Here is a 26,082-nt window from a genome sequence, read left to right as displayed (position 1 = left end):
TACGTCTGTTTCGGGCCAATTATTCCTGGGGGATTTGCGCGCGAACGCCTTGGCGCATGGCGTAATATCGGGTCGTACAAACAAGGCGGTCGCGCGCGCCTGTAACAGGCGTTACTGGCCCGAAGCAAACGTAGGAGCGAGCGCAGCTCGCGATGCGCCGCGCGGGCGGCGCTCGATATCCGCCCCACCACAACACGAAAGCCTTACCCCCACCCTACCCCCTCCTTGCACCCCCTCCGAACAGAACTAAGCTTGTTGCCTCAGTGGGCTTCGCTCCGAAAGGACCGATGCAGACGCGGCGCATAGCCTGTCGCCGTCCCGATAAAAAGCCTGACCGATCGATCAGAAAAAGATGAAAAACGGTACACATTACAAATATTTATTTGTGTACAATCGTCCGGACCCGATCGCTGCGGGACATCAGCGAACGGGCTCGGACACGGGTCGGCGTACCAAAGTTGCGTTGCGGTAACCCTGATGGTTATCAATACTGGCGCCGATTTTTCGACCAACAAGAACATTAAAACCGTGGAACCTTAGCATGAGCACAGCAATCAGTCCGACTGCTTATAACTATAAGGTCGTCCGCCAGTTCGCCATCATGACGGTGGTCTGGGGGATCCTTGGCATGGGCCTCGGCGTCTTCATCGCCTCGCAGCTGGTATGGCCGCAACTGAATCTGGACCTGCCCTGGACCAGCTTCGGCCGCCTGCGCCCGCTGCACACCAACCTGGTGATCTTCGCCTTCGGGGGCTGCGCGCTGTTCGGCACCAGCTACTACGTGGTGCAGCGCACCTGCCAGACCCGGCTGATCTCCGACAGCATGGCGGCCTTCACCTTCTGGGGTTGGCAGGCGGTGATCGTCGGCGCGCTGATCACCCTGCCGATGGGCTATACCACCACCAAGGAGTACGCCGAGCTCGAATGGCCGCTGGCGATCCTGCTGGCCATCGTCTGGGTGACCTACGGGTTGGTGTTCTTCGGCACCATCGTCAAGCGCAAGACCAAGCACATCTATGTCGGCAACTGGTTCTACGGCGCCTTCATCGTGGTGACCGCGATGCTGCACATCGTCAACCACATCTCGCTGCCAGTGAGCCTGTTCAAGTCGTACTCGGCGTACTCCGGCGCCACCGACGCGATGATCCAGTGGTGGTACGGCCACAACGCCGTGGGCTTCTTCCTCACCACCGGCTTCCTGGGGATGATGTACTACTTCGTGCCCAAGCAGGCCGAGCGGCCGATCTACTCGTATCGCCTGTCGATCGTCCACTTCTGGGCGCTGATCACCCTGTACATCTGGGCCGGCCCTCACCACCTGCACTACACCGCCCTGCCTGACTGGGCACAGTCGCTGGGCATGGTGATGTCGATCATCCTGCTGGCGCCAAGCTGGGGCGGCATGATCAACGGCATGATGACCCTGTCGGGCGCCTGGCACAAACTGCGCACCGACCCGATCCTGCGCTTTTTGGTCGTTTCGCTGGCGTTCTACGGCATGTCCACCTTCGAAGGCCCGATGATGGCCATCAAGACCGTGAACTCACTGTCGCACTACACCGACTGGACCATCGGCCACGTCCACGCCGGCGCCCTCGGCTGGGTGGCCATGATCTCGATCGGTGCCGTGTACCACATGATCCCGAAACTCTACGGCCGCGAGCAGATGCACAGCATCGGCCTGATCAACGCGCACTTCTGGCTCGCCACCATCGGTACCGTGCTGTACATCGCCTCGATGTGGGTCAACGGCATCACCCAAGGCCTGATGTGGCGCGCCATCAACGATGACGGCACCCTCACCTACTCCTTCGTCGAAGCCCTGCAGGCCAGCCACCCTGGCTATATCGTCCGCGCCCTGGGCGGTGCGTTCTTCGCCAGCGGCATGCTGCTGATGGCCTACAACGTGTTCCGTACCGTACGTGCCGCCAACCCGGCACAGGCCGAGGAAGCCGCCAAGATCGTCGTTGTGGGAGCGCACTGATGAAGCATGAAGCCGTCGAGAAGAACATAGGCCTGCTGGCCTTCTTCATGGTCATCGCCGTGAGCGTCGGTGGCCTGACCCAGATCGTCCCGCTGTTTTTCCAGGACGTCACCAACAAACCCGTTGAAGGCATGAAGCCGCGCACCGCGCTGGAAGTGGAAGGCCGCGACATCTACATCCGCGAAGGTTGCGTGGGCTGCCACTCGCAGATGATCCGCCCGTTCCGCGCCGAAACCGAGCGCTACGGCCACTACTCGGTAGCCGGCGAAAGCGTGTGGGACCACCCGTTCCTGTGGGGCTCCAAGCGTACCGGGCCGGACCTGGCCCGCGTGGGTGGCCGCTACTCCGATGACTGGCACCGCGCGCACCTGTACAACCCGCGCAACGTGGTACCGGAGTCAAAGATGCCGTCCTACCCGTGGCTGGTCGAGAACAAGCTCGACGGCAAGGACACCGCGAAAAAACTGGAAGTGCTGCGCACACTCGGCACCCCGTACACCGACGCCGACATAGCCGGCGCGCGTGACGCGGTCAAGGGCAAGACCGAAATGGACGCTATCGTCGCGTACCTGCAGGGTCTTGGCACCATCATCAAAAGCAAACGGTGACGCTGATGGATATCGGGATGATTCGCGGCCTGGGCACCGTCGTGGTGATGGTGGCCTTCGTGGGCCTGGCGCTGTGGGTGTTCAACCCACGGCGTAAAAAGGACTTCGACGAAGCAACCCAACTGCCCTTCGCGGATGACCCCGAGGCCACCCGGCACGTCGAGCAAGCAAAAGCTTCTGGGAGCAAACAACAATGACAACCTTCTGGAGTCTGTACGTTACCGTCCTGACCCTGGGCACCATCTTCTCGTTGACCTGGCTGCTGCTGTCCACCCGCAAGGGGCAGCGCGAAGAAGTGACCGACGAAACCGTCGGGCATGCCTTCGATGGCATCGAGGAGTACGACAACCCACTGCCGAAATGGTGGTTCTGGCTGTTCGTCGGCACCATCATCTTCGCCCTTGGCTACCTGGTGCTGTACCCGGGCCTGGGCAACTGGAAAGGCGTGCTGCCGGGCTACTCGTACCTGGACAACGAAAAGCAGACCGAGTTTTCCAACGGCCAGCCGGGCTGGACCGGTGTGCACGAGTGGGAAAAGGAAATGGCCAAGGCCGACGCCCGCTTCGGGCCGATCTTCGCCAAGTTCGCCGCCATGCCCATCGAGGACGTGGCCAAGGACCCGCAGGCGCTGAAAATGGGCGCACGGCTGTTCGCCTCCAACTGCTCGGTGTGCCACGGTTCCGACGCCAAGGGTGCCTTCGGCTTCCCTAACCTCACCGACAACGACTGGCGCTGGGGCGGTGAGCCCGACACCATCAAGACCACCATCATGGGCGGCCGCCACGGCGTGATGCCGGCCTGGGCCGAGGTGATCGGTGATCAGGGCGTGGCCGACGTGGCGGCGTTCGTGGTCAGCAAGCTGGATGGCCGCACCCTGCCGGAAGGCGTCAAGGCCGATGCCGAGAACGGTCAGAAGATCTTCGCCGCCAACTGCGTGGCCTGCCACGGGCCGGAAGGCAAAGGCACACCGGCCATGGGCGCACCGAACCTGACCCACCCGCAGGCGTTCATCTACGGGTCCAGCTTTGCCCAGCTGCAACAGACCATCCGTTATGGTCGCCAGGGGCAGATGCCGGCGCAGGAACAGTTGCAGGGTAATGACAAGGTGCACTTGCTGGCGGCTTATGTGTACAGCCTGTCGCATCAGGACCAGGCGCCGGCCAAGACCGAGTAAGCAGGCCTGGCCTCTTCGCGGGCTTGCCCGCGAAGAGGCCAGCACTGACAACGGTTTTCCACCGCCAGACTGACCTGGATCAATTGACACCCGCCATAACACGATTCACACCACAAACCCAACGCGACTAAAGGTCGCAGTGCGACCCCATACCGCCATCAGCGGCGTATCATGGGCCGTAGAGCGCTAGCAGATTGCGCGAGACTGCGGCCGGCACGCACTGGCCGCGGCGTTTCTCCACTGCCGTGGGACTTGATGATGAGCAAGCAAATTCCGGTACATGACGTCACCCCGCCTGCCAGCAAAGGGAAGGATTCCGTCGACCTCTACGCCTCCCGGGAAAAGATCTACACCCGCGCCTTCACCGGCCTGTTCCGCCGCCTGCGCATGGTCGGTGGTGCCGTGTTGTTCCTGCTCTACTTCGGCACCGTATGGCTGAACTGGGGTGGTCACCAGGCCGTATGGTGGAACCTGCCCGAGCGCAAGTTCTACATTTTCGGCGCCACCATCTGGCCGCAGGACTTCATCCTACTGTCGGGCATCCTGATCGTCGCCGCCTTCGGCCTGTTCTTCATCACCGTGTTCGCCGGCCGGGTGTGGTGCGGCTACACCTGCCCGCAAAGCGTGTGGACATGGATTTTCATGTGGTGCGAAAAAGTCACCGAAGGCGACCGCAACCAGCGCATGAAGCTCGACAAAGCCCCCATGAGCGGCAACAAGTTCCTGCGCAAATTCGCCAAGCACAGCCTGTGGCTGCTGATCGGTTTCGTCACCGGCATGACCTTTGTGGGCTATTTCTCGCCCATCCGCGAACTGGTCATCGAATTCTTCACAGGCCAGGCCGATGGCTGGGCCTACTTCTGGGTCGGGTTCTTCACCCTCGCCACCTACGGCAACGCCGGCTGGCTGCGCGAACAGGTGTGCGTTTACATGTGCCCCTACGCACGCTTCCAGAGCGTGATGTTCGACAAGGACACACTGATCGTTTCCTACGACCCGCGCCGCGGCGAAACCCGCGGCCCGCGTAAAAAGGATGCCGACTACAAGGCACAGGGGCTGGGCGACTGCATCGACTGCACCATGTGCGTCCAGGTCTGCCCTACCGGCATCGACATCCGTGACGGCCTGCAGATCGAGTGCATTGGCTGCGCCGCGTGCATCGACGCCTGTGACGGCATCATGGACAAGATGAACTACCCCAAAGGGCTTATCAGCTACACCACTGAACACAACCTGTCCGGGCAGAAGACCCACATGCTGCGCCCGCGCCTGATCGGCTATGCCGTGGTGCTGCTGGTGATGATCATCGGCCTGGCCACCGCCTTCGCCACCCGCTCGCTGGTCGGCTTCGACGTCAGCAAAGACCGCGTGCTGTACCGCGAGAACGCCCAGGGCAGGATCGAGAACGTGTACAGCCTGAAGGTGATGAACAAGGACCAGCGCGACCACGTCTACGTACTGGACGCCGCCGGCCTGCCAGACCTCAAGCTTGAGGGCCAGCGCGAGATCCGCGTGGCTGCCGGTGATATCGTCAGCCTTCCGGTGCAGCTGTCGGTGGCCCCCGAGAAGCTGCCCTCGACCACCAACGAAATCACCTTCATCCTTAAAAGCGCCGACGACAGTGACGCCCAGGTTGAAGCCAAGAGCCGTTTCATCGGCCCACAGATCCGCTAAGAGAGATAACGCACAATGCCTGTCGCCACCGCCGCCAGCCCCTGGTACAAGCACCTCTGGCCCTGGATCATCATCGGCATCCTCACCACCTCGGTGTGCCTGAGCCTGACCATGGTCAGTATCGCCGTGAACAACCCGGACAACCTGGTGAACGACAACTACTACGAGGCCGGCAAGGGCATCAACCGCTCGCTGGACCGTGAACTGCTGGCGCAGCAGCTGGGGCTGAAGGCCAGCGTGCACCTGGACGAGCTTACCGGCGAAGTGGACCTGCGCCTGACCGGCAACAGCGGCCCGCAGAGCCTGGAGCTGAACCTGATTTCGCCTACCCAGCCAGAGAAAGACCGCAGGGTGCTGCTGAGCCGGGTTGAAGCAGGGCGTTATGTGGGGCAACTGGAGGACAAGGTGGAGGGGCGGCGCTTTGTTGAGCTGCTGGGGAGCGAAGGTGGCCAGGTGTGGCGCTTGTTCGAAGAGGAAAAAGTGGAGCATGGGGTGACCTTGCAGCTGGGTGACGAAGCGCTGCAAGGTGCTGAACACCAATAACTGCACCACCACCGCCCCTTGTGGGAGTAACTGTCTTGCACAAAAACTAGAAGTTGGCGCGATCACTGTGGGAGCGGGCTTGCCCGCGAACACGGACGAAGCCCGTGCCATCCACCGCGTCGCCTGCTTCGCGGGCAAGCCCGCTCCCACAGGTAATGTGTATCGCTCGCGAAATGTGTAAGGCAATGATGTGATGACCCAGCCCACCCCCTGCTACCACTGCGCCCTGCCCGTCCCCGCTGGCAGCCGCTTCACCGCCGTGGTCCTTGGCCAGCCTCGGCAGTTCTGCTGCCCCGGTTGCCAGGCGGTGGCCGAGTCGATCGTTGCCGGTGGCCTGGAGCACTACTACCAGCACCGCAGCGACAACAGCGCCAACCCCGAAGCCTTGCCCAAACAGCTGCAAGACGAGCTGGCCCTGTACGACCGTAGCGACGTGCAGCAAAGCTTCGTGCGCCACCAGGGCGAGCTGGCCGAAACCACGCTGCTGGTCGAAGGCATCAGCTGCGCCGCCTGCGGCTGGCTGATCGAAAAGCACCTGCGCAACCTGCCCGGCGTCGCCGAAGTCCGCCTGAACCTGTCCAACCACCGTCTGCTGCTGAACTGGGACGACAAGCAACAGCCGCTCTCGCGCCTGCTGGCCGAGCTGCGCCAGATTGGCTACGCCGCCCACCCCTACCAACCCGACCAGGCCGCCGAACAGCTGGCCCGCGAAAACCGCAGCGCCCTGCGCCGCCTGGGCGTGGCCGGGCTGCTGTGGTTCCAGGCGATGATGGCAACCATGGCCACCTGGCCGGAATTCAACATCGACCTGTCGCCTGAACTGCACACCATCCTGCGCTGGGTGGCGCTGTTCCTCACCATCCCCATCGTGTTCTACAGCTGCGCACCGTTCTTCAAAGGCGCAGCACGCGACCTGCGCACCCGCCACCTGACCATGGACGTTTCGGTATCGCTGGCCATTGGCCTGGCCTTCGGCGCCGGCATCTGGACCGCCATCACCGGCAGTGGCGAGCTGTATTTCGACACCGTGGGCATGTTCGCCCTGTTCCTGCTCACGGGCCGCTACCTGGAGCGCCGCGCCCGCGAACGCACTGCCGCCGCCACCGCGCAACTGGTCAACCTGCTGCCGGCCTCGTGCCTGCGCCTGGACGCCCTCGGCCGCAGCGAACGCATCCTGCTCAGCGAACTGCAATGCGGCGACACGGTGCAAGTACTGCCGGGCGCCGTGATCCCCGCCGACGGGCGCATTGTCGAAGGCCGCTCCAGTGTGGATGAATCGCTGCTGACCGGCGAATACCTGCCACAACCGCGCCGGGTGGGCGAACGGGTCACCGGCGGCACGCTGAACGTCGAAAGCACGCTGAACGTGGAGGTTGAAGCACTGGGCCACGATTCGCGGCTGTCGGCCATCGTGCGCCTGCTGGAACGCGCGCAAACCGAAAAACCACGCCTGGCCGAAATCGCCGACCGGGCCTCGCAGTGGTTCCTGCTGTTCTCGCTGCTGGCCGCCGTGGCCATTGGCTTGTGGTGGTGGTATCTGGACCCAGCACGGGCGTTCTGGATCGTGCTGGCGATGCTGGTAGCCACCTGTCCCTGCGCGTTGTCCCTGGCCACGCCAACGGCGCTGACCGCCGCCACCGGCACCCTGCACAAGCTCGGTCTGCTGGTCACCCGTGGCCATGTGCTGGAAGGCCTGAACCAGATCGACACGGTGATTTTCGACAAGACCGGCACACTGACCGAAGGCCGCCTTACCCTGCGCAGCATCCGCCCACTCGGCAGCCTGCCCGCCGACCGCTGCCTGGCCCTGGCAGCCGCGCTGGAAAACCGCTCCGAACACCCCATCGCCCGCGCCTTTGGCCGCACCGCCACACCCGCGGATGATGTGCAGACCGTACCCGGCCTGGGCCTGGAAGGCCTGGTGGACGGCCAGCGCCTGCGCATTGGCCAGGCCACCTTCGTCTGTGCCCTGAGCGGCGCGGAGATCCCCGGCGTGCCGGAACCGCGCGGCCAGTGGTTGCTGCTGGGTGACCGCCAGGGGCCGCTGGCCTGGTTCGGCCTGGACGACCGACTGCGCGACGATGCGCCTGCCCTGCTCGCCGCCTGCAAGGCCCGGGGCTGGCGTACGCTGCTGCTGTCGGGCGACAGCTCGCCGATGGTCGCCGAAGTGGCCGCGCAGCTGGGTATAGACCAGGCCATTGGCGGCCTGCGCCCGGACGACAAGCTGGACCGGCTGAAAGCGTTGCAGGCAGCCGGAAGCAAGGTGCTGATGCTGGGTGACGGGGTCAACGACGTGCCAGTACTGGCCGCCGCCGATATCAGCATCGCCATGGGCAGTGCCACGGATCTTGCCAAGACCAGCGCCGATGCGGTGCTGCTGTCCAACCGCCTTCAGGCACTGGTGCAGGCCTTCGACCTGGCCCGCCGCACCCGCCGCAACATCCTCGAAAACCTGCTATGGGCATCGCTGTATAATGGCCTGATGTTGCCGTTTGCCGCGCTCGGCTGGATTACCCCGGTTTGGGCCGCCATCGGCATGTCGGTCAGCTCGCTGATCGTGGTGCTCAATGCCCTGCGCCTGACCCGCATGCACCCGGCAGCGGCCTTGCCGAACACCGAAACACCCCTGCCCGGGAGGAAGTCGCCATGCCCGCCCTCTATGTCATGATTCCCGCCGCTTTGCTGCTGGTGGGCGTGGCCGTGTACATCTTCTTCTGGGCGGTGGACAGCGGCCAGTACGACGACCTTGAAGGCCCCGCCCATAGTATCCTCTTCGACGACCAGGACCCGCGCCACCAGGCGGCGGTAAAACCTGACGACGCCCCGGCCGACACCGACAAGGAACCACCGCCCCGTGCCTGACCTGCTTCCCCTGCTGGGCTCGGCACTGGTCCTTGGCCTGCTTGGCGGCGGCCATTGCCTGGGCATGTGCGGCGGCCTGATGGGCGCACTGACCCTGGCCATCCCGCCCGAACAGCGTGGCCGGCGTTTGCGCCTGCTGCTGGCGTACAACCTCGGGCGCATTACCAGCTATGCCTGTGCCGGCCTGCTGCTGGGCCTGGCTGGCTGGGCCGTGGCCAGCAGCCCGGCAGCACTGGCACTGCGGGCGCTGGCGGCACTGCTGCTGATTGCCATGGGGCTGTACCTGGCCGGCTGGTGGAGCGGGCTGACCCGCATCGAAGCGCTGGGCCGGGGGCTGTGGCGGCACATCCAGCCGGTCGCTTCGCGCTTGCTGCCGGTATCCAGCCTGCCCCGGGCATTGTTGCTGGGCGCGCTGTGGGGGTGGCTGCCGTGCGGGTTGGTGTACAGCACCCTGTTGTGGGCGGCCAGCCAGGGCAACGCCGGGTATAGCGCGGCGTTGATGCTGGCGTTCGGGGTGGGGACGTGGCCAGTGCTGCTGGCTACCGGGTTGGCAGCAGAGCGGGTAAACGCTTTGTTGAGACGGCGCAGTGTGCGGGTGGCTGGCGGGGTGTTGGTGATGCTGTTTGGGGTGTGGACCCTGCCCGGGCCGCACCAGCATTGGCTGATGGGGCATTGATGGGGCCGCTTTGACGCCCCGATGCCCTTGATACAAATCAACACAGTTTCCTACAGACGGCCATAGACTCCGGTGCACTGCTGCTCTTTCCGGGGACCGCCCTCATGCTCGACGACCTACGTTGGGATACCGACCTGATCCGCCGCTACGATCTGGCCGGACCACGCTACACCTCTTACCCGACCGCCGTGCAACTGCACAGCGAGGTGGGCTCGTTCGACCTGCTCCATGCCCTGCGCGAGAGCCGTCGAGCCGTGCGCCCGCTGTCGCTGTACGTGCATGTGCCGTTCTGCGCCAACATCTGCTACTACTGCGCCTGCAACAAGGTCATCACCAAGGACCGCGCCCGCGCTGCGCCCTATTTGCAGCGCCTGGAGCAGGAAATCCAGCTGATCGCCTGCCACCTGGCCCCTAAACAACGTGTTGAACAGCTGCATTTCGGCGGCGGCACGCCGACCTTTCTCAGCCATGTGGAACTGCGCCAGCTGATGGCCACCCTGCGCCAGCACTTCCACCTGCTGGACGACGACTCTGGCGACTACGGCATCGAAATCGACCCCCGCGAAGCCGACTGGTCGACCATGGGCCTGCTGCGCGAGCTGGGTTTCAACCGCGTCAGCCTGGGCGTGCAGGACTTGGACCCTGCCGTGCAGCGTGCGGTCAACCGCTTGCAAAGCCTTGAGCAAACCCGCACCTTGATCGAAGCCGCACGCACGTTGCAGTTCCGCTCGGTCAACCTCGACCTGATCTACGGCCTGCCCAAGCAAACCCCGGAAGGCTTTGCCCGCACCGTCGAAGAGGTGATCCGCTTGCAGCCCGACCGGCTGTCGGTGTTCAACTACGCCCACCTGCCCGAGCGCTTCATGCCGCAGCGGCGCATTGACAACAACGACCTGCCCAGCGCGGCGGCCAAGCTGGAGATGCTGCACGCCACCATCGACCAACTGACCGCCGCCGGTTACCGCTACATCGGCATGGACCACTTCGCCCTGCCCGACGACGAGCTGGCCATTGCCCAGGAGGAAGGCACCCTGCAGCGCAACTTCCAAGGCTACACCACCCACGGGCACTGCGACCTGATTGGCCTGGGCGTGTCGGCCATCAGCCAGATCGGCGATCTGTACTGCCAGAACAGCAGCGACCTCAACACCTATCAGGACAGCCTGTCCAACGCCCAGCTGGCCACCCAGCGCGGCCTGCTGTGCAACCACGACGACCGTATCCGCCGGGCCGTGATCCAGCAGCTGATCTGCCATTTCGAGCTGGACTTCGAGCCGATCGAACAGGCCTTCACTATCGATTTTCGCGGCTACTTCAACGACCTCTGGCCCGAGCTGCTGACCTTGCAGCGCGACGGCCTGATCAGCCTGGACGACAAAGGCATCCGCATCTTGCCGGCGGGCCGCTTGCTGGCACGCTCGGTGTGCATGGTGTTCGACGCCTACCTGGCCATGCAAAACCGCCAGCGCTTCTCGCGGGTGATCTGAAAACCGAGGCGTTCAACCGCATGGACAAGTTTCCTTGCCGGGCACACTATGGGCACACAAGGACTCCCGGCAGGGCACCTGCCGGGGTTTCGCCAGTGCGCACCAAAAACGCGCACACTGGCCTACACCCTGTGTCGTAGGTTACCCTTACGACTTATGTGTGCTTTCCCACAAGGATCGATTCAAATGTCCGAGCCAGTCAAACTGCGCCCACACAACCAGGCCCACTGCAAGGACTGCAGCCTGGCCCCCCTGTGCCTGCCTCTTTCGCTGAACCTGGAAGACATGGATGCACTGGATGAAATCGTCAAACGCGGCCGCCCGCTGAAAAAAGGCGAGTTCCTGTTCCGCCAGGGTGACAATTTCGGCTCGGTCTACGCGGTACGTTCCGGCGCCCTGAAAACCTTCAGCCTCAGCGACAGCGGCGAAGAGCAGATTACCGGCTTCCACCTGCCCAGCGAGCTGGTCGGGCTGTCGGGCATGGACACCGAGGCCTACCCGGTATCGGCGCAGGCTCAGGAAACCACTTCCGTGTGCGAGATTCCCTTCGAGCGCCTCGACGAGCTGTCGGTACAGCTGCCGCAGCTACGCCGCCATCTGATGCGGGTGATGAGCCGGGAAATCCGCGACGACCAGCAAATGATGCTGCTGCTGTCGAAAAAAACCGCCGACGAGCGCATTGCCACCTTCCTGGTCAACCTGTCGGCACGCTTCCGCGCCCGCGGCTATTCGGCCAACCAGTTCCGCCTAAGCATGTCGCGCAACGAAATCGGTAATTATCTGGGCCTGGCGGTGGAAACCGTTTCGCGGGTGTTCACCCGGTTCCAGCAGAATGGCCTGATCCGCGCCGAAGGCAAGGAAGTGCACATTCTCGACCCGATCCAGCTGTGTGCGCTGGCCGGTGGTGCAATCGAGGCCTGAGGCCAGCGTTTAGCGGGTATACTTGGGCATTCGTTTTCCCAGGATGCCCGCAACAATGCACAGCGACACCTTCGACCTCAAAGCCCTCATCCGCCCGGTAGTGGACTTCCCCAAGCCAGGCGTGATCTTCCGCGACATTACCCCGCTGTTCCAGTCGCCGCGCGGGCTGCGCTATGTGGCCGACCAGTTCATCGAGCGCTATGTCGAGGCCGAGTTCAGCCACATTGGTGCCATGGATGCGCGGGGCTTTCTGATTGGTTCGATCATCGCCCACCAGCTGAACAAGCCGCTGATCCTGTTCCGCAAGCAAGGCAAACTGCCGGCTGACGTGCTGAGCGAGGGCTACCAGACTGAGTACGGCGAGGCCTTCCTGGAAGTGCACGCCGACAGCCTGTGCGAAGGTGATTCGGTGTTGATCTTCGATGACCTGATTGCCACGGGCGGAACGCTGCTGGCGGCGGCCAACCTGGTACGTCGTACCGGGGCGCAGGTGTTCGAGGCGGCGGCGATCATTGACTTGCCAGAGCTGGACGGGTCGCGCCGGTTGCAGGCGGCTGGGGTGCCTACCTTCTGCCTGACCGAGTTTTCCCTCAGCGAATACTGAGTTGGCTTCCGGGGCTGCTTTACAGCCCCGGCAATTTCAAATCAGAGCGAAATCGGCCGCCGCCCCGCAAAGGCATGGGCCAATGTCCCGCCATCCACCATCTCCAGCTCGCCACCCAGCGGCACGCCATGGGCAATCCGCGAAGCCACCAACCCCTTCTCAGCCAGCAACTGCGCAATGTAATGCGCTGTCGCCTCCCCTTCCACCGTCGGGTTGGTCGCCAGGATCACCTCGGTAAAGGTGCCCTGTTCCTCGATACGCGCCATCAGTTGCGGAATGCCAATCGCCTCCGGCCCCAGGCCGTCCAGCGGCGACAGGTGGCCCTTGAGCACGAAGTAACGGCCACGGTAGCCGGTCTGCTCCACGGCATACACATCGGTCGGCCCCTCGACCACGCACAGCTGGGTGTCATCACGGCGCGTGTCGGCGCATTGCGGGCACAGCTCCTGCTCGGTCAGGGTACGGCACTGACGGCAATGGCCAACACCTTCCATGGCCTGGGTCAACGCTTGGGCCAGGCGCAGCCCGCCACTGCGGTCGCGCTCGAGCAGTTGCAGGGCCATGCGCTGGGCGGTTTTCTGGCCGACACCGGGCAGAATACGCAGGCCGTCGATCAGTTGGCGGATGAGGGGGCTGAAGCTCATGAGAAAGGCCTGACAATTCAATAAGAGGCGGTTTATACCCAGCGGGGGCAGTGGCGTCAAATCAGTAGACCGCGCCCTGGCTGAAATCTTTGCAAAAAAAAACCGCCGCTGGATTCAGCGGCGGTTTGCGGTATCGCAATGCCCTTAGAACGGCATCTTGAAGCCCGGCGGCAGTTGCATGCCAGCCGTCATGCCGCCCATCTTTTCCTGGCTGCTCTGCTCAACCTTGCGCACCGCGTCGTTCAGCGCGGCGGCGATCAGGTCTTCCAGCACTTCTTTGTCGTCCTCGTCGGTCGACATCAGGCTCTGGTCGATGCTGACACGCTTGACGTCGTGACGACCGGTCATCACCACGCTCACCAGGCCACCACCGGACTGGCCGGTGACTTCAGCGTTGGCCAGCTCTTCCTGCATCTTCTGCATCTTTTCCTGCATCTGCTGGGCCTGCTTCATCAGGCCGGCCATGCCACCTTTCATCATGGGGGTATACCTCGATTGGGTCATGTGATGCGGCCCGGCGCAGGGCCGGCCGCATGGTTATCCGTTACTGGCCCTGATTGGCCAGGGCCTCTACAGGCTCAATAGTATCCTGCCGCACCTTGGCACCGAACAACTTGATCATCTGCTGGATCAACGGATCCTGCTCGATCGAGGTGACCGCGTCCTGCTGGCGTTCGGCGCGCTTGCGCGCGGCGGCCTGGGCCGGAGTCTCCTGCTCGGGCAGGATCAGCTCGATGCGCAGGTTCAGCGTGCGCCCCAGGTGCTGGTTGAGCGCTTCGTTCAGGCGTCGCTGCTGGGTAGTGTTGAACAGCGCGCCTTGACCTGGATCCAGGTGCAGCAGCCAGTCGTCGCCTTCTGCACTGATCAGCGTACAGTTTGCCGCGATGTTGCCTGTCATCCCGGACACAGGCAACTGCGGGAATAATTCGAGCCATTGCAGGGCCAGGCCGGTGGCCGGCTTGGCCGCTGGCAGCGGCTGGGCTACCGGCTTGGGCGCTTCCTCCTGGATGTGCTCGGCCAGTTCGTCCAGGTAACTGAAACCGACCGGGTCACTTTCACCGCCGTAATAGTCTTCGTCCAGGGGAGGCTCATCGTCCCGGTCCATGCCTACGGCGGAGTAGGCGGACGGGTCGAAAGGCGGTTCATCATCATGGGCCGGGGCGGCCTGCTGGATTGGAACTGCGGGCGCAGGTGCGGGCACTGGCTCAGGTTGCGCCACCACCGCTGCCGGCGGTGCTGCGGGCTCTTCCCATGGCAGGTCGATCACCTCTACCGCTGGCTCGGACTCGGGTTCGGGCTCAACCACAGGAACAGGCTCAGGCTCAACGGCCGCAGCAGGTTCGGCCGCAGGCTGAGGCGGCGGCTCGACTGGCGCGGGGGCCTGAACGGGTGGCGCAGCAGGTTCTACCACAACCGTTGGCGGCGCCACGGCAACTACAGGCGCTGCCACTGGTTTTGCAGAATCAGCTGTGGCCTGGCTGATCCCCACTGGCTTTAGCACCGGTTTCGGTGCGTCGTCGGTATCGGCCGGGCGGAACGCCAGCATGCGCAGCAGCACCATTTCGAAGCCGCCACGCGGGTCCGGGGCCAACGGCAGGTCTCGGCGGCCGATCAGGCCCATCTGGTAATAGAACTGCACGTCTTCGGCCGGCAGCGCGTGAGCCAGCGCCAGCACCCGCTCGCGATCGCCCTGGCCGTTGTCCACGGCCTCGGGCAGCGCCTGGGCAATGGCCACGCGGTGCAGCACATTGAGCATTTCAGCCAGCACGCCGGCCCAGTCCGGGCCCTGTTCGGCGAGGTTGCGCACGGTCTCTAGCAAGGCCCGGGCATCACCTTCCAGCAAGGCCTGCAGCACGCCATAGACCTGACCATGATCCAGGCTGCCAAGCATCGCCCGCACATCAGCGGCCAGCACTTTGCCTTCGCCAAAGGCGATGGCCTGGTCGGTCAGGCTCATGGCGTCACGCATCGAACCATCGGCCGCGCGGCCCAGCAGCCACAGGGCATCCGGTTCGAACGGCACGTTTTCGGCAGCCAGTACGTGGCTGAGGTGCTCCACCACACGCTCCGGGCTCATGTTCTTCAGCGAGAACTGCAGGCAGCGCGACAGGATGGTGGCCGGCAGTTTCTGCGGGTCGGTGGTGGCGAGGATGAACTTGACGTAGGGCGGCGGCTCTTCCAGCGTCTTGAGCAAGGCATTGAAGGAGTGCGTCGAGAGCATGTGCACTTCGTCGATCAGGTAGACCTTGAAACGCCCACGGCTCGGGGCGTACTGCACGTTGTCGAGCAGTTCGCGGGTGTCTTCGACCTTGGTACGGCTGGCGGCGTCGATTTCGATCAGGTCGACGAAACGGCCTTCGTCGATCTCCCGGCACACCGAACAGGTGCCGCACGGCGTGGAGGTGATGCCGGTTTCGCAGTTAAGGCACTTGGCGATGATACGGGCGATGGTCGTCTTGCCCACACCGCGGGTACCGGTGAACAGGTAGGCGTGGTGCAGGCGCTGGTTGTCCAAGGCATTGATCAAGGCCTTGAGCACATGGGCCTGGCCGACCATTTCGCGGAACGAGCGCGGACGCCATTTACGTGCAAGAACCTGATAACTCATCGAAAAACCATCGTAGCCTGATAGAGCGGAAGAGCGCTAATGCTAGCGGAGCGGGGGCAAAATTGCACCCTACGCGAATCGTCTAAGCTTTGAGGCAGGTGCGTTGTTCAGGGAGGATACGCCTTTGCGAAGTTTGCTGGCCCTACTGCTGCTCTGGCCCATGCACAGCCTGGCTGAACAGCCCGTGCTGCGCTTCTCCGTTGCAGAGAGCTGGAGCATGCCGCTGGTCCGCATCGAAGGCGACCAGCCGGTGGAAGGCCTGGTGTATGACCTGATACAAGCGCTGGCCAGGGAAGTGGGCGTACGCCCCCAGTATCACGTCATGGCCCGCCTTCGCCTGCAGGAGGCCATGAACAACGGCGATATCGATGTACGCTGCTATGTCAGCACCCAGTGGTTCAATGACCGCCCCGGGGATTTTGTCTGGAGTATCCCGCTGATACACCAGCGTGACGTACTGGTAGGCCGTGTGGGCGACAGCAGCCCCATGCCCCCGGAACAACTGCCGCCCCAAGCTATTGGCACGGTGCTGGGCTACACCTACTCGACCCTGCAACCGCTGCTGGATCAGGGCCAGTTGCGCCGTGAAGACAGCCGCAGCCAATTGCTGGTGCTGCAGAAGTTACAGGCTGGGCGCTATCGGCATGCGGTCAGTAACCAGCTGTCGTTGCAGTGGTTTAACCAAGGGTTGCCGGCTGATCAGCAGTTGCAGGTGCTGGCGGTGCTGGAGGAACAGGATCTGGGGTGCATGGTGCGTAGCGATCCGGGGTTACCGACCCAAGGGCTGCTGCGGGCGCTGGTGAGGATGAAGCAGTCGGGGGAGATCGAGCGGATTGTGCAGCGGTATGGGGGAGCAGGGCTTTCAGGGGATTCAGTGGCTCAACCTTGATCTGGGGAGGGCTGACGGGTGTATGCCGATGGCTTTTTATTGCCTGTGAGACCGAGCGCCGCCCACGCGGCGCATCTCGAGCTGCGCTCGCTCCTACGTTCGTTTCGGGCCAATTTTTCCTATGGGATTTGCGCGCCAACGCCTTGGCGCATGGCGCGATATCATGTCGTACAAACCAGGCGGTCGCGCGCGCATGCCACAGGCGTTACTGGCTGGGAACAAACGTAGGAGCGAGCGCAGCTCGAGATGCGCCGCGCGGGCGGCGCTCGATCTCACAGGCGCCAAACAACCCAAGCCAAACACCCCGCAGCCATCACGCAATCACATGCCAACGCTCAGCACCTATAACCTCACCGCCGCTCAACTGCCAACGCGACAGCATCCGCCTGCCCCCAGGCAGTAGCTGATTGTGCGCTCACTCTGATCGAGCTCCCTGCCATCACACCAAAGCCAGCAAACCTGCACTCAAGTACAACCCCACGCCAAACACAAAATGCGTAGCCAAGCTCTTCAGGCAGTTACGCGAAGGCTTCGGCGTCTTGGACGCAAAGAACCCCGCGCCCATCGCCGGCTGCATGAGGCACAACGGTGCCACGACCGTACCCACGCCAACAACTGCTGCCGGTAACAAAGTAGGCGACAGCAACCAGCCCTCCCCTACGATCACAACCAGCAGCATTGCGAACAGCACACCGATGGCGTAATGGATCACCCATCCCCACGCCAACTCATTTCGCACGGGTTCGGCTTTGGCAATCGCCTGATGCAGTACACGACCGTTCAGCAAATGCCCCGCCCAACGCCCGACCATGGCGAAATTCAGCGTGGCAACACCCAAGCGCCGCAGCAGTAGCCCCCACAGGTCCATGACCACCGTGGCACCAATGCCAATCGGCAAGGCAGCAGAAAACATCGCAGTAATCGTCATAGAACAAGCCCTCGAAGATTGACGGTCATCACCATGACGCGCAGCATAGAAGTTGAAGTCAACTTCAAGTCAAGGGCCTTCAATGGACATTGCCGACGTCGCCAAACGCACAGGCGTACCCGCCTCGACACTGCGTTACTACGAGAAGAAAGGTTTGCTCAAGTCACTCGCCGGGCGCGGCCAGCGGCGGCAGTTTGCAGCTGATGTGGCGGACAAGCTGGCGCTGATCGCGCTGGGGCAGGCTGCGGGGTTTTCGCTAGATGAAGTGGGCGTGATGCTGGTGGACCTGCAAGTGAACCGGCAGATGCTGATGGCCAAGGCGGACGAGCTGGATGCGCGAATCAAGCGATTACAGGCGATGAGCAAGGGCTTGCGGCACGCAGCACAATGCCCGGAAGAGGATCATTTGGCATGCCCGAAATTCCAAAGGCTGATGAAGCTGTCTGCGGCAGGGGAACTGAGCGATAAGCAGGCAAGTAAGAAGGCGTTCGCCGCAGCTTAAGGCTTTCTGACCCCGAAAATGGAGGCGGCCCCACCAGCCACACCCCGGCACTCGATGTTCCCGCTATGGCTGCTCCCTTCCGGGCCTGACCAGGTTAACGGGTAATCAATGCGGGGGGACCGATGGGGCCACCACTACATGCCTCGCTGAGCAGCGAGTGGCGCCATTGTACCGGTCTTGGGGGCAGATACAACCTCTAGCGGGAGAAAAAGTCATCATTTCTCAATGACTTGACGGGAGTGGGCGGCAGGCCCGGCCTCTTCGCGGGTAAACCCGCCCCCACAAGAAACTCGCACCGGTCTTTAAACCGTGATCCCCTGCCCGGCCAGGAAGGTGACGAAGGCATCTTCGTCCAACACCTTCACACCCAGCTCGGCAGCCTTGGCCAGCTTGGACCCCGCCCCTGGCCCGGCCACCACGCAATGGGTCTTGCCAGACACCGAACCTGCCACCTTGGCCCCCAGGCTTTCCAGCTTGTCCTTGGCGATGTCGCGGCTCATGCGCTCCAGGGTGCCGGTGAGCACCCAGGTCTGGCCTGCCAGCGGCAAACCTTCGGCCACTTTCTTCTCGCTGGTCCAGTGCATGCCGAACGCCAGCAACTGCGCTTCGATGTCCCGCGCCAGCTTCTGGTTCGCTTCATCCTTGAAGAACTCACGCACGGCATCCGCCTGCTTGGCCGCAAGGGCCTGGCGCAGGTCGATGCCGTCGGCGGCGATGATCTTGTCCAGAGTGTCGAGCTTGGCCACCAGCTTTTCGGCACCGGTCGGGCCGACCGAGGCAATGTCGAGCTTGGCAATCATGCCGGCGAGGGTGGTACTGGCGGCGAATTCGGCAGCCAGTTCGCCTTCGTCCTGAAGTTGCATGCCGCTGGCCAGAAGCTGCTCAATCACCTTCTGGTTGTGCTCGTCTTCAAAGAAGTTGTGGATCTCGTAGGCAACCTCCAGGCCGATGTCCGGCAGGTAGGTGAGCACCTGCGGCAATGCCTGCTGCACGCGCGCCAGGCTGCCCAGCGAGCGGGCCAGCACCTTGGCAGTCTCTTCGCCTACATCCGGAATGCCCAAGGCGTAGATGAAGCGCGCCAAGGCCGGGCGCTTGCTGGCCTCGATGGCATCCAGCAGCTTCTTGCTGGACACTTCGGCGAAACCTTCCAGGCCAACGATCTGGTCGAATTCCAGCTTGTACAGGTCTGCCGGCGAGCCGATCAGGCCTTCGTCCACCAGTTGCTCGACACTCTTCTCGCCCAGGCCATCAATGTCCATGGCACGGCGCGACACGTAGTGAATGATCGCCTGCTTGAGCTGGGCACCACAGGCCAGGCGGCCAACGCAGCGGTACACCGCGCCTTCGCTGGTGGTTTCTTTGCCCTTGCTGCGTTTGACCAGTTGCGTACGCTCGACCTGCGAGCCACACACCGGGCACGCACTCGGCACTTCGACCGGGCGGGCATCTTCCGGGCGACGCTCCAGCACCACCTGCATCACCTGCGGGATCACGTCACCGGCACGGCGGATGATTACCGTGTCACCGATGCGCAGGCCCAGGCGGGCGATTTCGTCCATGTTGTGCAAGGTGGCGTTGGACACGGTCACACCCGCAACCTTGACCGGCTTCAGGCGCGCTACAGGCGTTACCGCCCCCGTGCGACCAACCTGGAATTCGACGTCCAGCACCTCGGTCAGCTCTTCCATGGCCGGGAACTTGTGGGCAATCGCCCAGCGTGGCTCACGCGCACGGAAGCCCAACTCGCGCTGGGCGGCCAGGCTGTTGACCTTGAACACGACACCATCGATTTCATACGGCAGGCTGTTACGTCGCTCGCCGATATCGCGGTAGTAGGCCAGGCATTCTTCGATGCCTGCCGCATGCTTGAGCTCGCGACTGATCGGCATCCCCCAGGCTTTAAGCTGCTCAAGGATGCCGATATGGCTGTCGCCAATGCTTTCAGACACCTGACCAACGCCATAGCAGCAGAACTCCAGCGGGCGGCTGGCGGTGATTTTCGAATCCAGCTGGCGCAGGCTACCGGCGGCGGCGTTGCGCGGGTTGGCGAACGTCTTGCCACCGGCTTCGGCCTGGGCGGCATTGAGCCGGTCGAAACCGGCCTTGCTCATGTACACCTCGCCGCGCACCTCCAGCACCGACGGCCAGCCCTCACCCTGCAGCTTGAGCGGGATGTTGCGCACCGTGCGCACGTTGGCGCTGATGTCTTCGCCGGTGGTGCCATCACCACGGGTAGCGCCCTGCACCAGCTGGCCATCGCGGTACAGCAGGCTCACGGCCAGGCCGTCGAGCTTGGGTTCACAGCTGTAGTCGACCGCGCCGGGCTGATCGAGGCCTTCTACAACGCGGCGGCCGAACTCACGCAGGTCGGTTTCTTCGAAGGCGTTACCCAGGCTGAGCATAGGGACTTCATGGCGCACCTGGCTAAACGCGGCCAAGGCAGCGCCGCCGACGCGCTGGGTGGGCGAGTCGGGGGTTACCAGGTGCGGGTGTTCAGCCTCAAGCGCCTTGAGCTCATTGAACAGGCGGTCGTATTCGGCATCAGGCACGCTGGGCTCATCGAGCACGTAGTAGCGGTAGTTGTGCTGGTCGAGCTCGGCACGCAGTTCGTGGATACGGGTTTCGGCGGTCATTTTCAGGTTCTCTTGCATAGCAAAAGAGCAGCCCTTGGCTGCTCTTGCGCTTGAAACAGGGTGGACAGAGGTCTGCCCACTTGGGCACATCAGCGCTTCTGGGTCAGCGCGCGGCGCTCGAACTCGACGATACGCTGACGGTAGTGCTCAATCGTCTGGGCGGTCAGCACGCTGCGCTGGTCGTCCTTGAGCTCACCGTTCAGTTCGTGGGCCAGCTTGCGTGCCGCAGCCACCATCACGTCGAAGGCTTGCTTCGGATGACGCGGGCCCGGCAAGCCGAGGAAGAAGCTGACGGCACGGGTGCTGAAGTGGTCGATGTCGTCCAGGTCGAACACGCCAGGCTTGACCGCGTTGGCCATGGAGAACAGCACTTCACCGTGGCCGGCCATGCTCTCGTGGCGGTGGAAGATGTCCATTTCGCCGAAGCGCAGGCCGCTTTCCAGAATGTTCTGCAGCAGTGCCGGGCCCTTGAAGCCGCCCTCGTCGCGGGAGATCACGCTGATGACCAGCACTTCCTCGGCCGGCGGCAGCTCCTTCACGCTGCTGCTGGCAGGCGCCGCACCGCTATTGCGGGTGTTGTCGGCGGCAAAGTCGTCGTCGCTTTCGGCGAACAGATCCGGCTCACGCGGCTCGGCACTGAGGTTCAGGTCGCCCTGCTGCAGGTCGGCGGCCGCACGCTTGCCGCGCTTGCCGGCCTTGACCGGCTTGGGCTCGCGCTCGCGATCTCGCGCAGAAGCGCTGAGCGACGGCAGGTCGCTTTCGTCCAGCTCAGGCTCCTTGTGGGTATCCAGCACCCGCGACGGGCCGAGCACTTCAGCACTGCCGCCCTCTTCGTCCGGCAGGTTGGAGTAACTGCGATCCAGACGGAATTTCAACTTGCCTTTTCCGCCGCGCATGCGGCGCCAGCCGTCGAAAAGAATCCCGGCAATGACAATGATGCCGATGACGATCAGCCACTCGCGCAGACCGATTTCCATGTAATCCCGTGCCTCTATAAAAATATGCTTGAAAACAAAGGGTTCAAAGCCCTTTAACACGTGGCGCCAACTCTATGTTCTGACAGGCGTTTTACCCACGCAAAAAACGAGTGACATTAAGCTAGCACGACCAAAGACAACTTTACACCGTCTGTCGCACATGGCGGGGGCATTTCGCTACAGAATGTGCCCCATCGTCGCGTATCACGCATCGACCATGGCCATGGCCGCCTCCACATCAACTGCAACAAGACGTGAACAACCGGGCTCATGCATGGTCACCCCCATCAATTGATCCGCCATCTCCATGGCAATCTTGTTATGGGTGATGTAGATGAACTGCACGCTTTCACTCATTTCCTTGACCAGACGGGCGTAGCGCCCGACGTTGGCATCGTCCAGCGGCGCGTCGACTTCGTCGAGCATGCAGAACGGTGCGGGGTTCAACTTGAAAATGGCAAACACCAGCGCCAAAGCGGTCAGTGCTTTCTCGCCGCCGGACAGCAGATGGATGGTGCTGTTCTTCTTGCCCGGTGGCCGTGCCATGATCGTCACCCCTGTATCGAGTAGATCTTCACCCGTCAGTTCCAGATAAGCGCTGCCGCCCCCGAAAACTTTTGGGAAAAGTGCCTGTAATCCGGCATTTATCTGATCAAAGGTATCCTTGAAGCGGTTACGGGTTTCCTTGTCGATCTTGCGGATGACGTTTTCCAGGGTCTCCAGGGCTTCGACCAGGTCAGCGTCTTGCGCGTCCAGGTAGCGCTTGCGCTCGGACTGCTGCTCGTATTCTTCGATGGCCGCCAGGTTGATCGCACCCAAGCGCTGGATGCGTGCTTCAAGCTGCTCCAGCTCCTGCTCGGTACCCTGCTCGCTGGCCTCGGCCTCAAGGGTGGCGAGCACGCCTTGCAGGTCATAGCCATCGGCCAGCAGCTGCTCCTGCAAGGTTTTGCGCCGCACATCCAAACCTTGGCACTCAAGGCGCAACTGTTCCAGTTGGCCACGCAACACCAGCGCTTGCTGCTCGGCCTGGGTGCGGCGTTTTTCGGCATCGCGCAGTTCGCGGTCGGCTTCGTCCATGTGCAGGCGGGCCTTGCGCATTTCCTCGTCGACGCTCATGCGCCGCTCCAGCAGTTCCTCAAGCTTGAGGCGCAGCTCTTCCTGCGGGGCCTCGCCCTCCTCCAGGTTCAGGCTCAGTTGCTCCTGGCGCTCGGTCAGGCGCGCGGCCTGCTGCTCCAGGCGTTCCAGAGCCTGACGGGTGGAGTCGTACTGGGCACGCAGCGAGCCCAGGCGCACGGCCAGCTGGTGGGCGTGGTCCTTGTGCTGACGGGCTTCCTGGCGCACCCGATCGAGGCTTTCACGCAGCGTGTCGCGGCGCGCCATCAACTGCTCGCGCTGCTCGGTGTCCTGGGCCATCAGCTCCAGGGCTTCTTGCAGCAGCAGGCGTGATTCGCCCAGTTGCTCATGTTCCAGGGCACGCTGCTCTTCCAGCTCAGCCAACTCCTCCTGCAGACGTCGACGCCGCAGCTCGACCTGTTCGGCACGGGCACGGCTGGCAGACAGGCTGGCATTCAGTTCGCCATGCAGGCGGTTTTCTTCCTGGCTGCGGCGGCGCAGTTGTTCGCGCTGCTCTTCCAGGTCCAGCTGCTGCTCGCGCAGGGTTTGCAGCTGCTGTTCCAGTTGCTCCAGCGCCGCCGCCTGCTCCAGCTGCTCTTGACCTAACCGTTCGATTTCCTGGCCGCGTGCCAAAACCCCGCCTTCGGCCTCACCACCACGACGAACCCGCAGGAAATGCCGGCCAACCCAATAACCGTCACGACTGACCAGGCTTTGCCCTTCAGCAAGGGACGCCCGCCGGGCCAGCGCCTCGGCCAGATTTTCTACCGGTTTGACCTGGCCAAGCCAAGGCGCCAGGTCGATAGGGCCTTCAACTTTTTCCAGCAGGCTGTCGGGCAAGGATGCGTTGTCAGCGCTGGCCAGAAGCAAGCGCAACTCGCCCTGCTCCAGGCCGGCAAAATCGAGCCTGCCGAAGTCGTCCACCAGAACGGCTTGCAGGTCGGCGCCAAGCACCGTCTCCACAGCCAGCTCCCAACCCGGCTCCACCCGCAGGCCTTCTGCAAGGCGCGGCTGCTGCTCCAGGCCTTGGCCTTGCAGCCAGTCAGCAGCACCTGCACCCGGCTCCAGCGCGGCCTGCTGCAAAGCCTCCAGCGAAGCCAAACGGCCGCCCAGGCGCTGCAGGTCACCTTGCGCCTGTTGTTGTGCCTGGGTGGCCTGTTGCAGCTGCTCGCGCACGCCTTCCAGTCGCTCGACCACCTGCTCTTCGGACAGTTGCAGTTCTTCCAGCAGCATTTCGCTGCTGGCCAACTGCTCAGCCAGTTCGAGCATGGCGGCATCCTGCGGGTCGCTACCCAGTTGCTCACGCTCCTCGCCCAGCTTGCGCTGGCGTTCGGCCAGACGCTCCAGGCTGGCTTCCAGCTGCTGCAGGCGCGCCTGCTGTACCTCGGCCTGACGGCGCGGCTCGGCGGAGCGGCTGTTGAAGCTGTCCCACTGCTCCTGCCAGCCGTGCATGCCCAACTCGGCTTCTTCCAGCGTGGCGGCGGCTTCTTCGGCAGCGGCCAAGGTCGACTCCTGCTCGGGTTCGAGCATGGCCAGCTCTTCGCCAAGGGTGGCCAGCAAGGTGCGGTCGTGGCCCAGGTGCGACTCGGTTTCCAGGCGCGTGCGCTCGGCCTCCTTGAAGTCGTCCTGCAGCTGGCGCAGGCGCTGCTGGCCATGCTGGATGCTCTGCTCGACCCGGGCAATATCACCGGCCACCGAATAGAAGCGGCCCTGCACCTGATTGAAGCGCTCGGACAGTTCGTGATGGCCGTCGCGCAAGCGCTCGATGCTGGCATCGGCATTACGCTGCTCGGCCACCAGCGCCTCATGGGACACGTCCTGGTCGCCAATCACCGACTCACGCTGGCGCACCCGCTCATCCAGGTCACGCCAGCGCAAGGCCGACAGGCGTGCCTTCATCTGCCGTTCCTGGGCCTTGTACTCACGGTACTTCTCAGCCGCCTGTGCCTGGCGGTGCAGGCGCTCCAGCTGGCGTTCCAGCTCTTCGCGCAGGTCGGTCAGCCGGGCCAGGTTTTCCTGGGTGCGGCGGATGCGGCTTTCGGTTTCGCGGCGGCGTTCCTTGTACTTGGAAATGCCGGCGGCTTCCTCGATAAAGTTGCGCAGTTCCTCAGGCTTGGCCTCGATCAGCTTGGAGATCATGCCCTGCTCGATGATCGAGTAGCTGCGCGGCCCCAAGCCAGTACCCAGAAAGATATCGGTAATGTCGCGCCGGCGGCACTTGGTGCCGTTGAGGTAATAGCTGTTCTGCCCGTCGCGGGTGACCTTGCGGCGGATCGAAATCTCGGCGTAGGCGGCGTACTCGCCGACCAGGGTGGTTTCGCTGTTGTCGAACACCAGTTCGATGCTGGCCTGGCTGACCGGTTTGCGGCCACTGGAGCCGTTGAAGATGACGTCGGTCATCGACTCGCCACGCAGGTTCTTCGCCGAACTTTCGCCCATCACCCAGCGCACTGCGTCGATGATGTTGGACTTGCCGCAGCCGTTGGGGCCGACCACCGCCGCCATGTTGCTGGGGAAGTTGACCGTGGTCGGGTCGACGAACGACTTGAACCCGGCCAGGCGAATGCACTTCAGGCGCATCGGTCAGCCTCGGGCCAGCGCCGCCAGCACCAGTTCGCAGCTGCGCTGGCCGTAGGCGGTGAGCACCTCGCGAATGCTCGGCAGGTCGCGGGCGACCACGGCTTCGAGCAGGCGGGCGAACAAGTCGAGGTAGTCGATCATGTTGGCCTGGCGCTGGTCCAGCGACAGGTAGTAGGCACGGCTCATGGCGGGCTGGAGGTTTTCCACGGTTTTCTGCAGGAACGGGTTGTCGGCGAACGGATAAGCCGCGCGCATGACCGCAAAGCTGTCGGCGACGAAGGCCTTGATGTCGAGCTGGTCATGGGCACGCTGCAGGCGCTGCTGAATCTCCAGAAACGGGCGCAGGTCGGCTTCGGTGCGCCATTTTTGCGCAACCGCGTTGCCCAGCAGGATGTAAAACTCGCCCATCAACGAACACAGGCTGCGCACGCTGCGCTCGTCCAGCTCGGTTACATGGGCACCTCGGCGCGGCAAAATCGCCACCAGGTGGCGGCGCTCGAGGATCAGCAGCGCTTCGCGCACCGAGCCACGGCTGACATTGAGCGCCTGGGTAACCTTCTGCTCCTGGATACGCTCGCCTGGCGCCAGCTCGCCGCGGATGATGCGTTCGGCCAGGTAATCGGCAATCTGCTCGGAGAGGCTGTCCGGGGCCTTGAACGTCATGGTTTTCCTTCA

The 26,082-nt window shown here is 63.3% G+C and carries 22 protein-coding genes and 1 other RNA gene; 14 read left to right on the top strand and 9 right to left on the bottom strand.

The annotated features are described in order from the left end of the window. Nucleotides 1–541 precede the first annotated feature (541 nt). From ccoN to APH36_RS17690, 12 genes are all read left to right on the top strand, one after another. Complete coding sequence (gene ccoN / locus APH36_RS17745) at nt 542–1,984, top strand: cytochrome-c oxidase, cbb3-type subunit I (protein WP_003254284.1); 1,443 nt, start codon at nt 542–544, stop codon at nt 1,982–1,984. Next, nucleotides 1,984–2,592 carry a cytochrome-c oxidase, cbb3-type subunit II gene (gene ccoO, locus APH36_RS17740; RefSeq protein WP_016488340.1) on the top strand — a complete coding sequence of 203 codons (609 nt, stop codon included), beginning with the start codon at nt 1,984–1,986 and terminating at the stop codon, nt 2,590–2,592. Before ccoN ends, ccoO begins: the two co-directional genes overlap by 1 nt. A 5-nt stretch (nt 2,593–2,597) precedes the next feature. Further along, nucleotides 2,598–2,789 carry a CcoQ/FixQ family Cbb3-type cytochrome c oxidase assembly chaperone gene (locus APH36_RS17735; protein WP_003254287.1) on the top strand — a complete coding sequence of 64 codons (192 nt, stop codon included), beginning with the start codon at nt 2,598–2,600 and terminating at the stop codon, nt 2,787–2,789. After that, complete coding sequence (ccoP, locus tag APH36_RS17730) at nt 2,786–3,766, top strand: cytochrome-c oxidase, cbb3-type subunit III (RefSeq protein WP_060499659.1); 981 nt, start codon at nt 2,786–2,788, stop codon at nt 3,764–3,766. The genes APH36_RS17735 and ccoP overlap by 4 nt, the downstream gene beginning before the upstream one ends. A gap of 258 nt (nt 3,767–4,024) precedes the next feature. Further along, nucleotides 4,025–5,440: a cytochrome c oxidase accessory protein CcoG gene (gene ccoG / locus APH36_RS17725; protein WP_060499658.1), complete on the top strand. Its 1,416-nt coding sequence runs from the start codon at nt 4,025–4,027 to the stop codon at nt 5,438–5,440. Between the two features lie 15 nt (nt 5,441–5,455). Further along, entirely contained in the window at nt 5,456–5,983 is a 528-nt protein-coding gene (locus APH36_RS17720) for a FixH family protein (protein WP_060499657.1), read from the top strand. Nucleotides 5,984–6,176: 193 nt separating this feature from the next. Continuing rightward, on the top strand, nt 6,177–8,651 hold the full coding sequence (locus tag APH36_RS17715) for a heavy metal translocating P-type ATPase (protein ID WP_060499656.1): 2,475 nt from the start codon (nt 6,177–6,179) through the stop codon (nt 8,649–8,651). Continuing rightward, nucleotides 8,630–8,845 (top strand): cbb3-type cytochrome oxidase assembly protein CcoS, encoded by a 216-nt coding sequence (ccoS, locus tag APH36_RS17710; RefSeq protein ID WP_021783040.1) that lies wholly within the window; start codon nt 8,630–8,632, stop codon nt 8,843–8,845. Before APH36_RS17715 ends, ccoS begins: the two co-directional genes overlap by 22 nt. Then, the gene (locus tag APH36_RS17705) at nt 8,838–9,521 is read left to right on the top strand and encodes a sulfite exporter TauE/SafE family protein (protein WP_060499655.1); all 684 of its coding nucleotides are present in this window, start codon (nt 8,838–8,840) and stop codon (nt 9,519–9,521) included. The genes ccoS and APH36_RS17705 overlap by 8 nt, the downstream gene beginning before the upstream one ends. 104 nt (nt 9,522–9,625) lie before the next feature. After that, nucleotides 9,626–11,008 (top strand): oxygen-independent coproporphyrinogen III oxidase, encoded by a 1,383-nt coding sequence (gene hemN, locus APH36_RS17700; protein WP_060499654.1) that lies wholly within the window; start codon nt 9,626–9,628, stop codon nt 11,006–11,008. Between the two features lie 186 nt (nt 11,009–11,194). Further along, nucleotides 11,195–11,929: a Crp/Fnr family transcriptional regulator FnrA gene (gene fnrA / locus APH36_RS17695; RefSeq protein ID WP_060499653.1), complete on the top strand. Its 735-nt coding sequence runs from the start codon at nt 11,195–11,197 to the stop codon at nt 11,927–11,929. A 55-nt stretch (nt 11,930–11,984) separates the two neighbouring features. Beyond that, on the top strand, nt 11,985–12,533 hold the full coding sequence (locus APH36_RS17690) for an adenine phosphoribosyltransferase (RefSeq protein WP_016711710.1): 549 nt from the start codon (nt 11,985–11,987) through the stop codon (nt 12,531–12,533). A gap of 41 nt (nt 12,534–12,574) precedes the next feature. Here APH36_RS17690 and recR read toward each other — a convergent pair whose 3' ends face one another. The 3 genes from recR to dnaX all read right to left on the bottom strand — a co-directional run bounded on the left by recR (nt 12,575) and on the right by dnaX (nt 15,785). Further along, nucleotides 12,575–13,177 carry a recombination mediator RecR gene (gene recR / locus APH36_RS17685; protein ID WP_027609459.1) on the bottom strand — a complete coding sequence of 201 codons (603 nt, stop codon included), beginning with the start codon at nt 13,175–13,177 and terminating at the stop codon, nt 12,575–12,577. 144 nt (nt 13,178–13,321) lie between these two features. Further along, a complete protein-coding gene (locus APH36_RS17680) occupies nt 13,322–13,657 on the bottom strand; it encodes a YbaB/EbfC family nucleoid-associated protein (RefSeq protein ID WP_003254305.1) in 336 nt (111 codons plus the stop codon). A gap of 64 nt (nt 13,658–13,721) precedes the next feature. Beyond that, on the bottom strand, nt 13,722–15,785 hold the full coding sequence (gene dnaX / locus APH36_RS17675) for a DNA polymerase III subunit gamma/tau (protein WP_060499652.1): 2,064 nt from the start codon (nt 15,783–15,785) through the stop codon (nt 13,722–13,724). 124 nt (nt 15,786–15,909) lie between these two features. Here dnaX and APH36_RS17670 point away from each other — a divergent pair, with 124 nt between their 5' ends. Next, nucleotides 15,910–16,674 (top strand): ABC transporter substrate-binding protein, encoded by a 765-nt coding sequence (locus tag APH36_RS17670; RefSeq protein ID WP_082426413.1) that lies wholly within the window; start codon nt 15,910–15,912, stop codon nt 16,672–16,674. Nucleotides 16,675–17,113: 439 nt separating this feature from the next. Here the strand turns inward: APH36_RS17670 and APH36_RS17665 are convergent, their stop codons facing one another. Further along, nucleotides 17,114–17,602 (bottom strand): DUF2938 domain-containing protein, encoded by a 489-nt coding sequence (locus tag APH36_RS17665; protein ID WP_060499651.1) that lies wholly within the window; start codon nt 17,600–17,602, stop codon nt 17,114–17,116. An 82-nt stretch (nt 17,603–17,684) separates the two neighbouring features. On the opposite strand from APH36_RS17665, the gene APH36_RS17660 reads away from it, so the two are divergent. Continuing rightward, complete coding sequence (locus tag APH36_RS17660; protein ID WP_060499650.1) at nt 17,685–18,104, top strand: helix-turn-helix domain-containing protein; 420 nt, start codon at nt 17,685–17,687, stop codon at nt 18,102–18,104. 28 nt (nt 18,105–18,132) lie between these two features. Here APH36_RS17660 and ffs read toward each other — a convergent pair. From ffs to APH36_RS17635, 5 genes are all read right to left on the bottom strand, one after another. Further along, nucleotides 18,133–18,229: signal recognition particle sRNA small type (ffs, locus tag APH36_RS17655), an RNA gene on the bottom strand. A 177-nt stretch (nt 18,230–18,406) separates the two neighbouring features. Then, nucleotides 18,407–20,737, bottom strand: coding sequence for an NAD-dependent DNA ligase LigA (gene ligA / locus APH36_RS17650; RefSeq protein ID WP_060499662.1), 2,331 nt, complete (start codon nt 20,735–20,737; stop codon nt 18,407–18,409). Nucleotides 20,738–20,826: 89 nt separating this feature from the next. Continuing rightward, nucleotides 20,827–21,714, bottom strand: coding sequence for a cell division protein ZipA (zipA, locus tag APH36_RS17645; RefSeq protein WP_060499649.1), 888 nt, complete (start codon nt 21,712–21,714; stop codon nt 20,827–20,829). Between the two features lie 204 nt (nt 21,715–21,918). Further along, nucleotides 21,919–25,407, bottom strand: a complete 3,489-nt coding sequence (gene smc, locus APH36_RS17640; RefSeq protein ID WP_060499648.1) for a chromosome segregation protein SMC — start codon at nt 25,405–25,407, stop codon at nt 21,919–21,921. A gap of 3 nt (nt 25,408–25,410) precedes the next feature. Beyond that, nucleotides 25,411–26,070, bottom strand: a complete 660-nt coding sequence (locus APH36_RS17635) for a GntR family transcriptional regulator (RefSeq protein WP_060499647.1) — start codon at nt 26,068–26,070, stop codon at nt 25,411–25,413. Between the last annotated feature and the right edge of the window lie 12 nt (nt 26,071–26,082).

The organism is Pseudomonas sp. NBRC 111133 (genome assembly GCF_001320605.1).
GTDB lineage: Bacteria > Pseudomonadota > Gammaproteobacteria > Pseudomonadales > Pseudomonadaceae > Aquipseudomonas > Aquipseudomonas monteilii.
The sequence above is the reverse complement of the archived record's forward strand: the minus strand, read 5'-3'. Positions and strand labels throughout refer to the sequence as shown.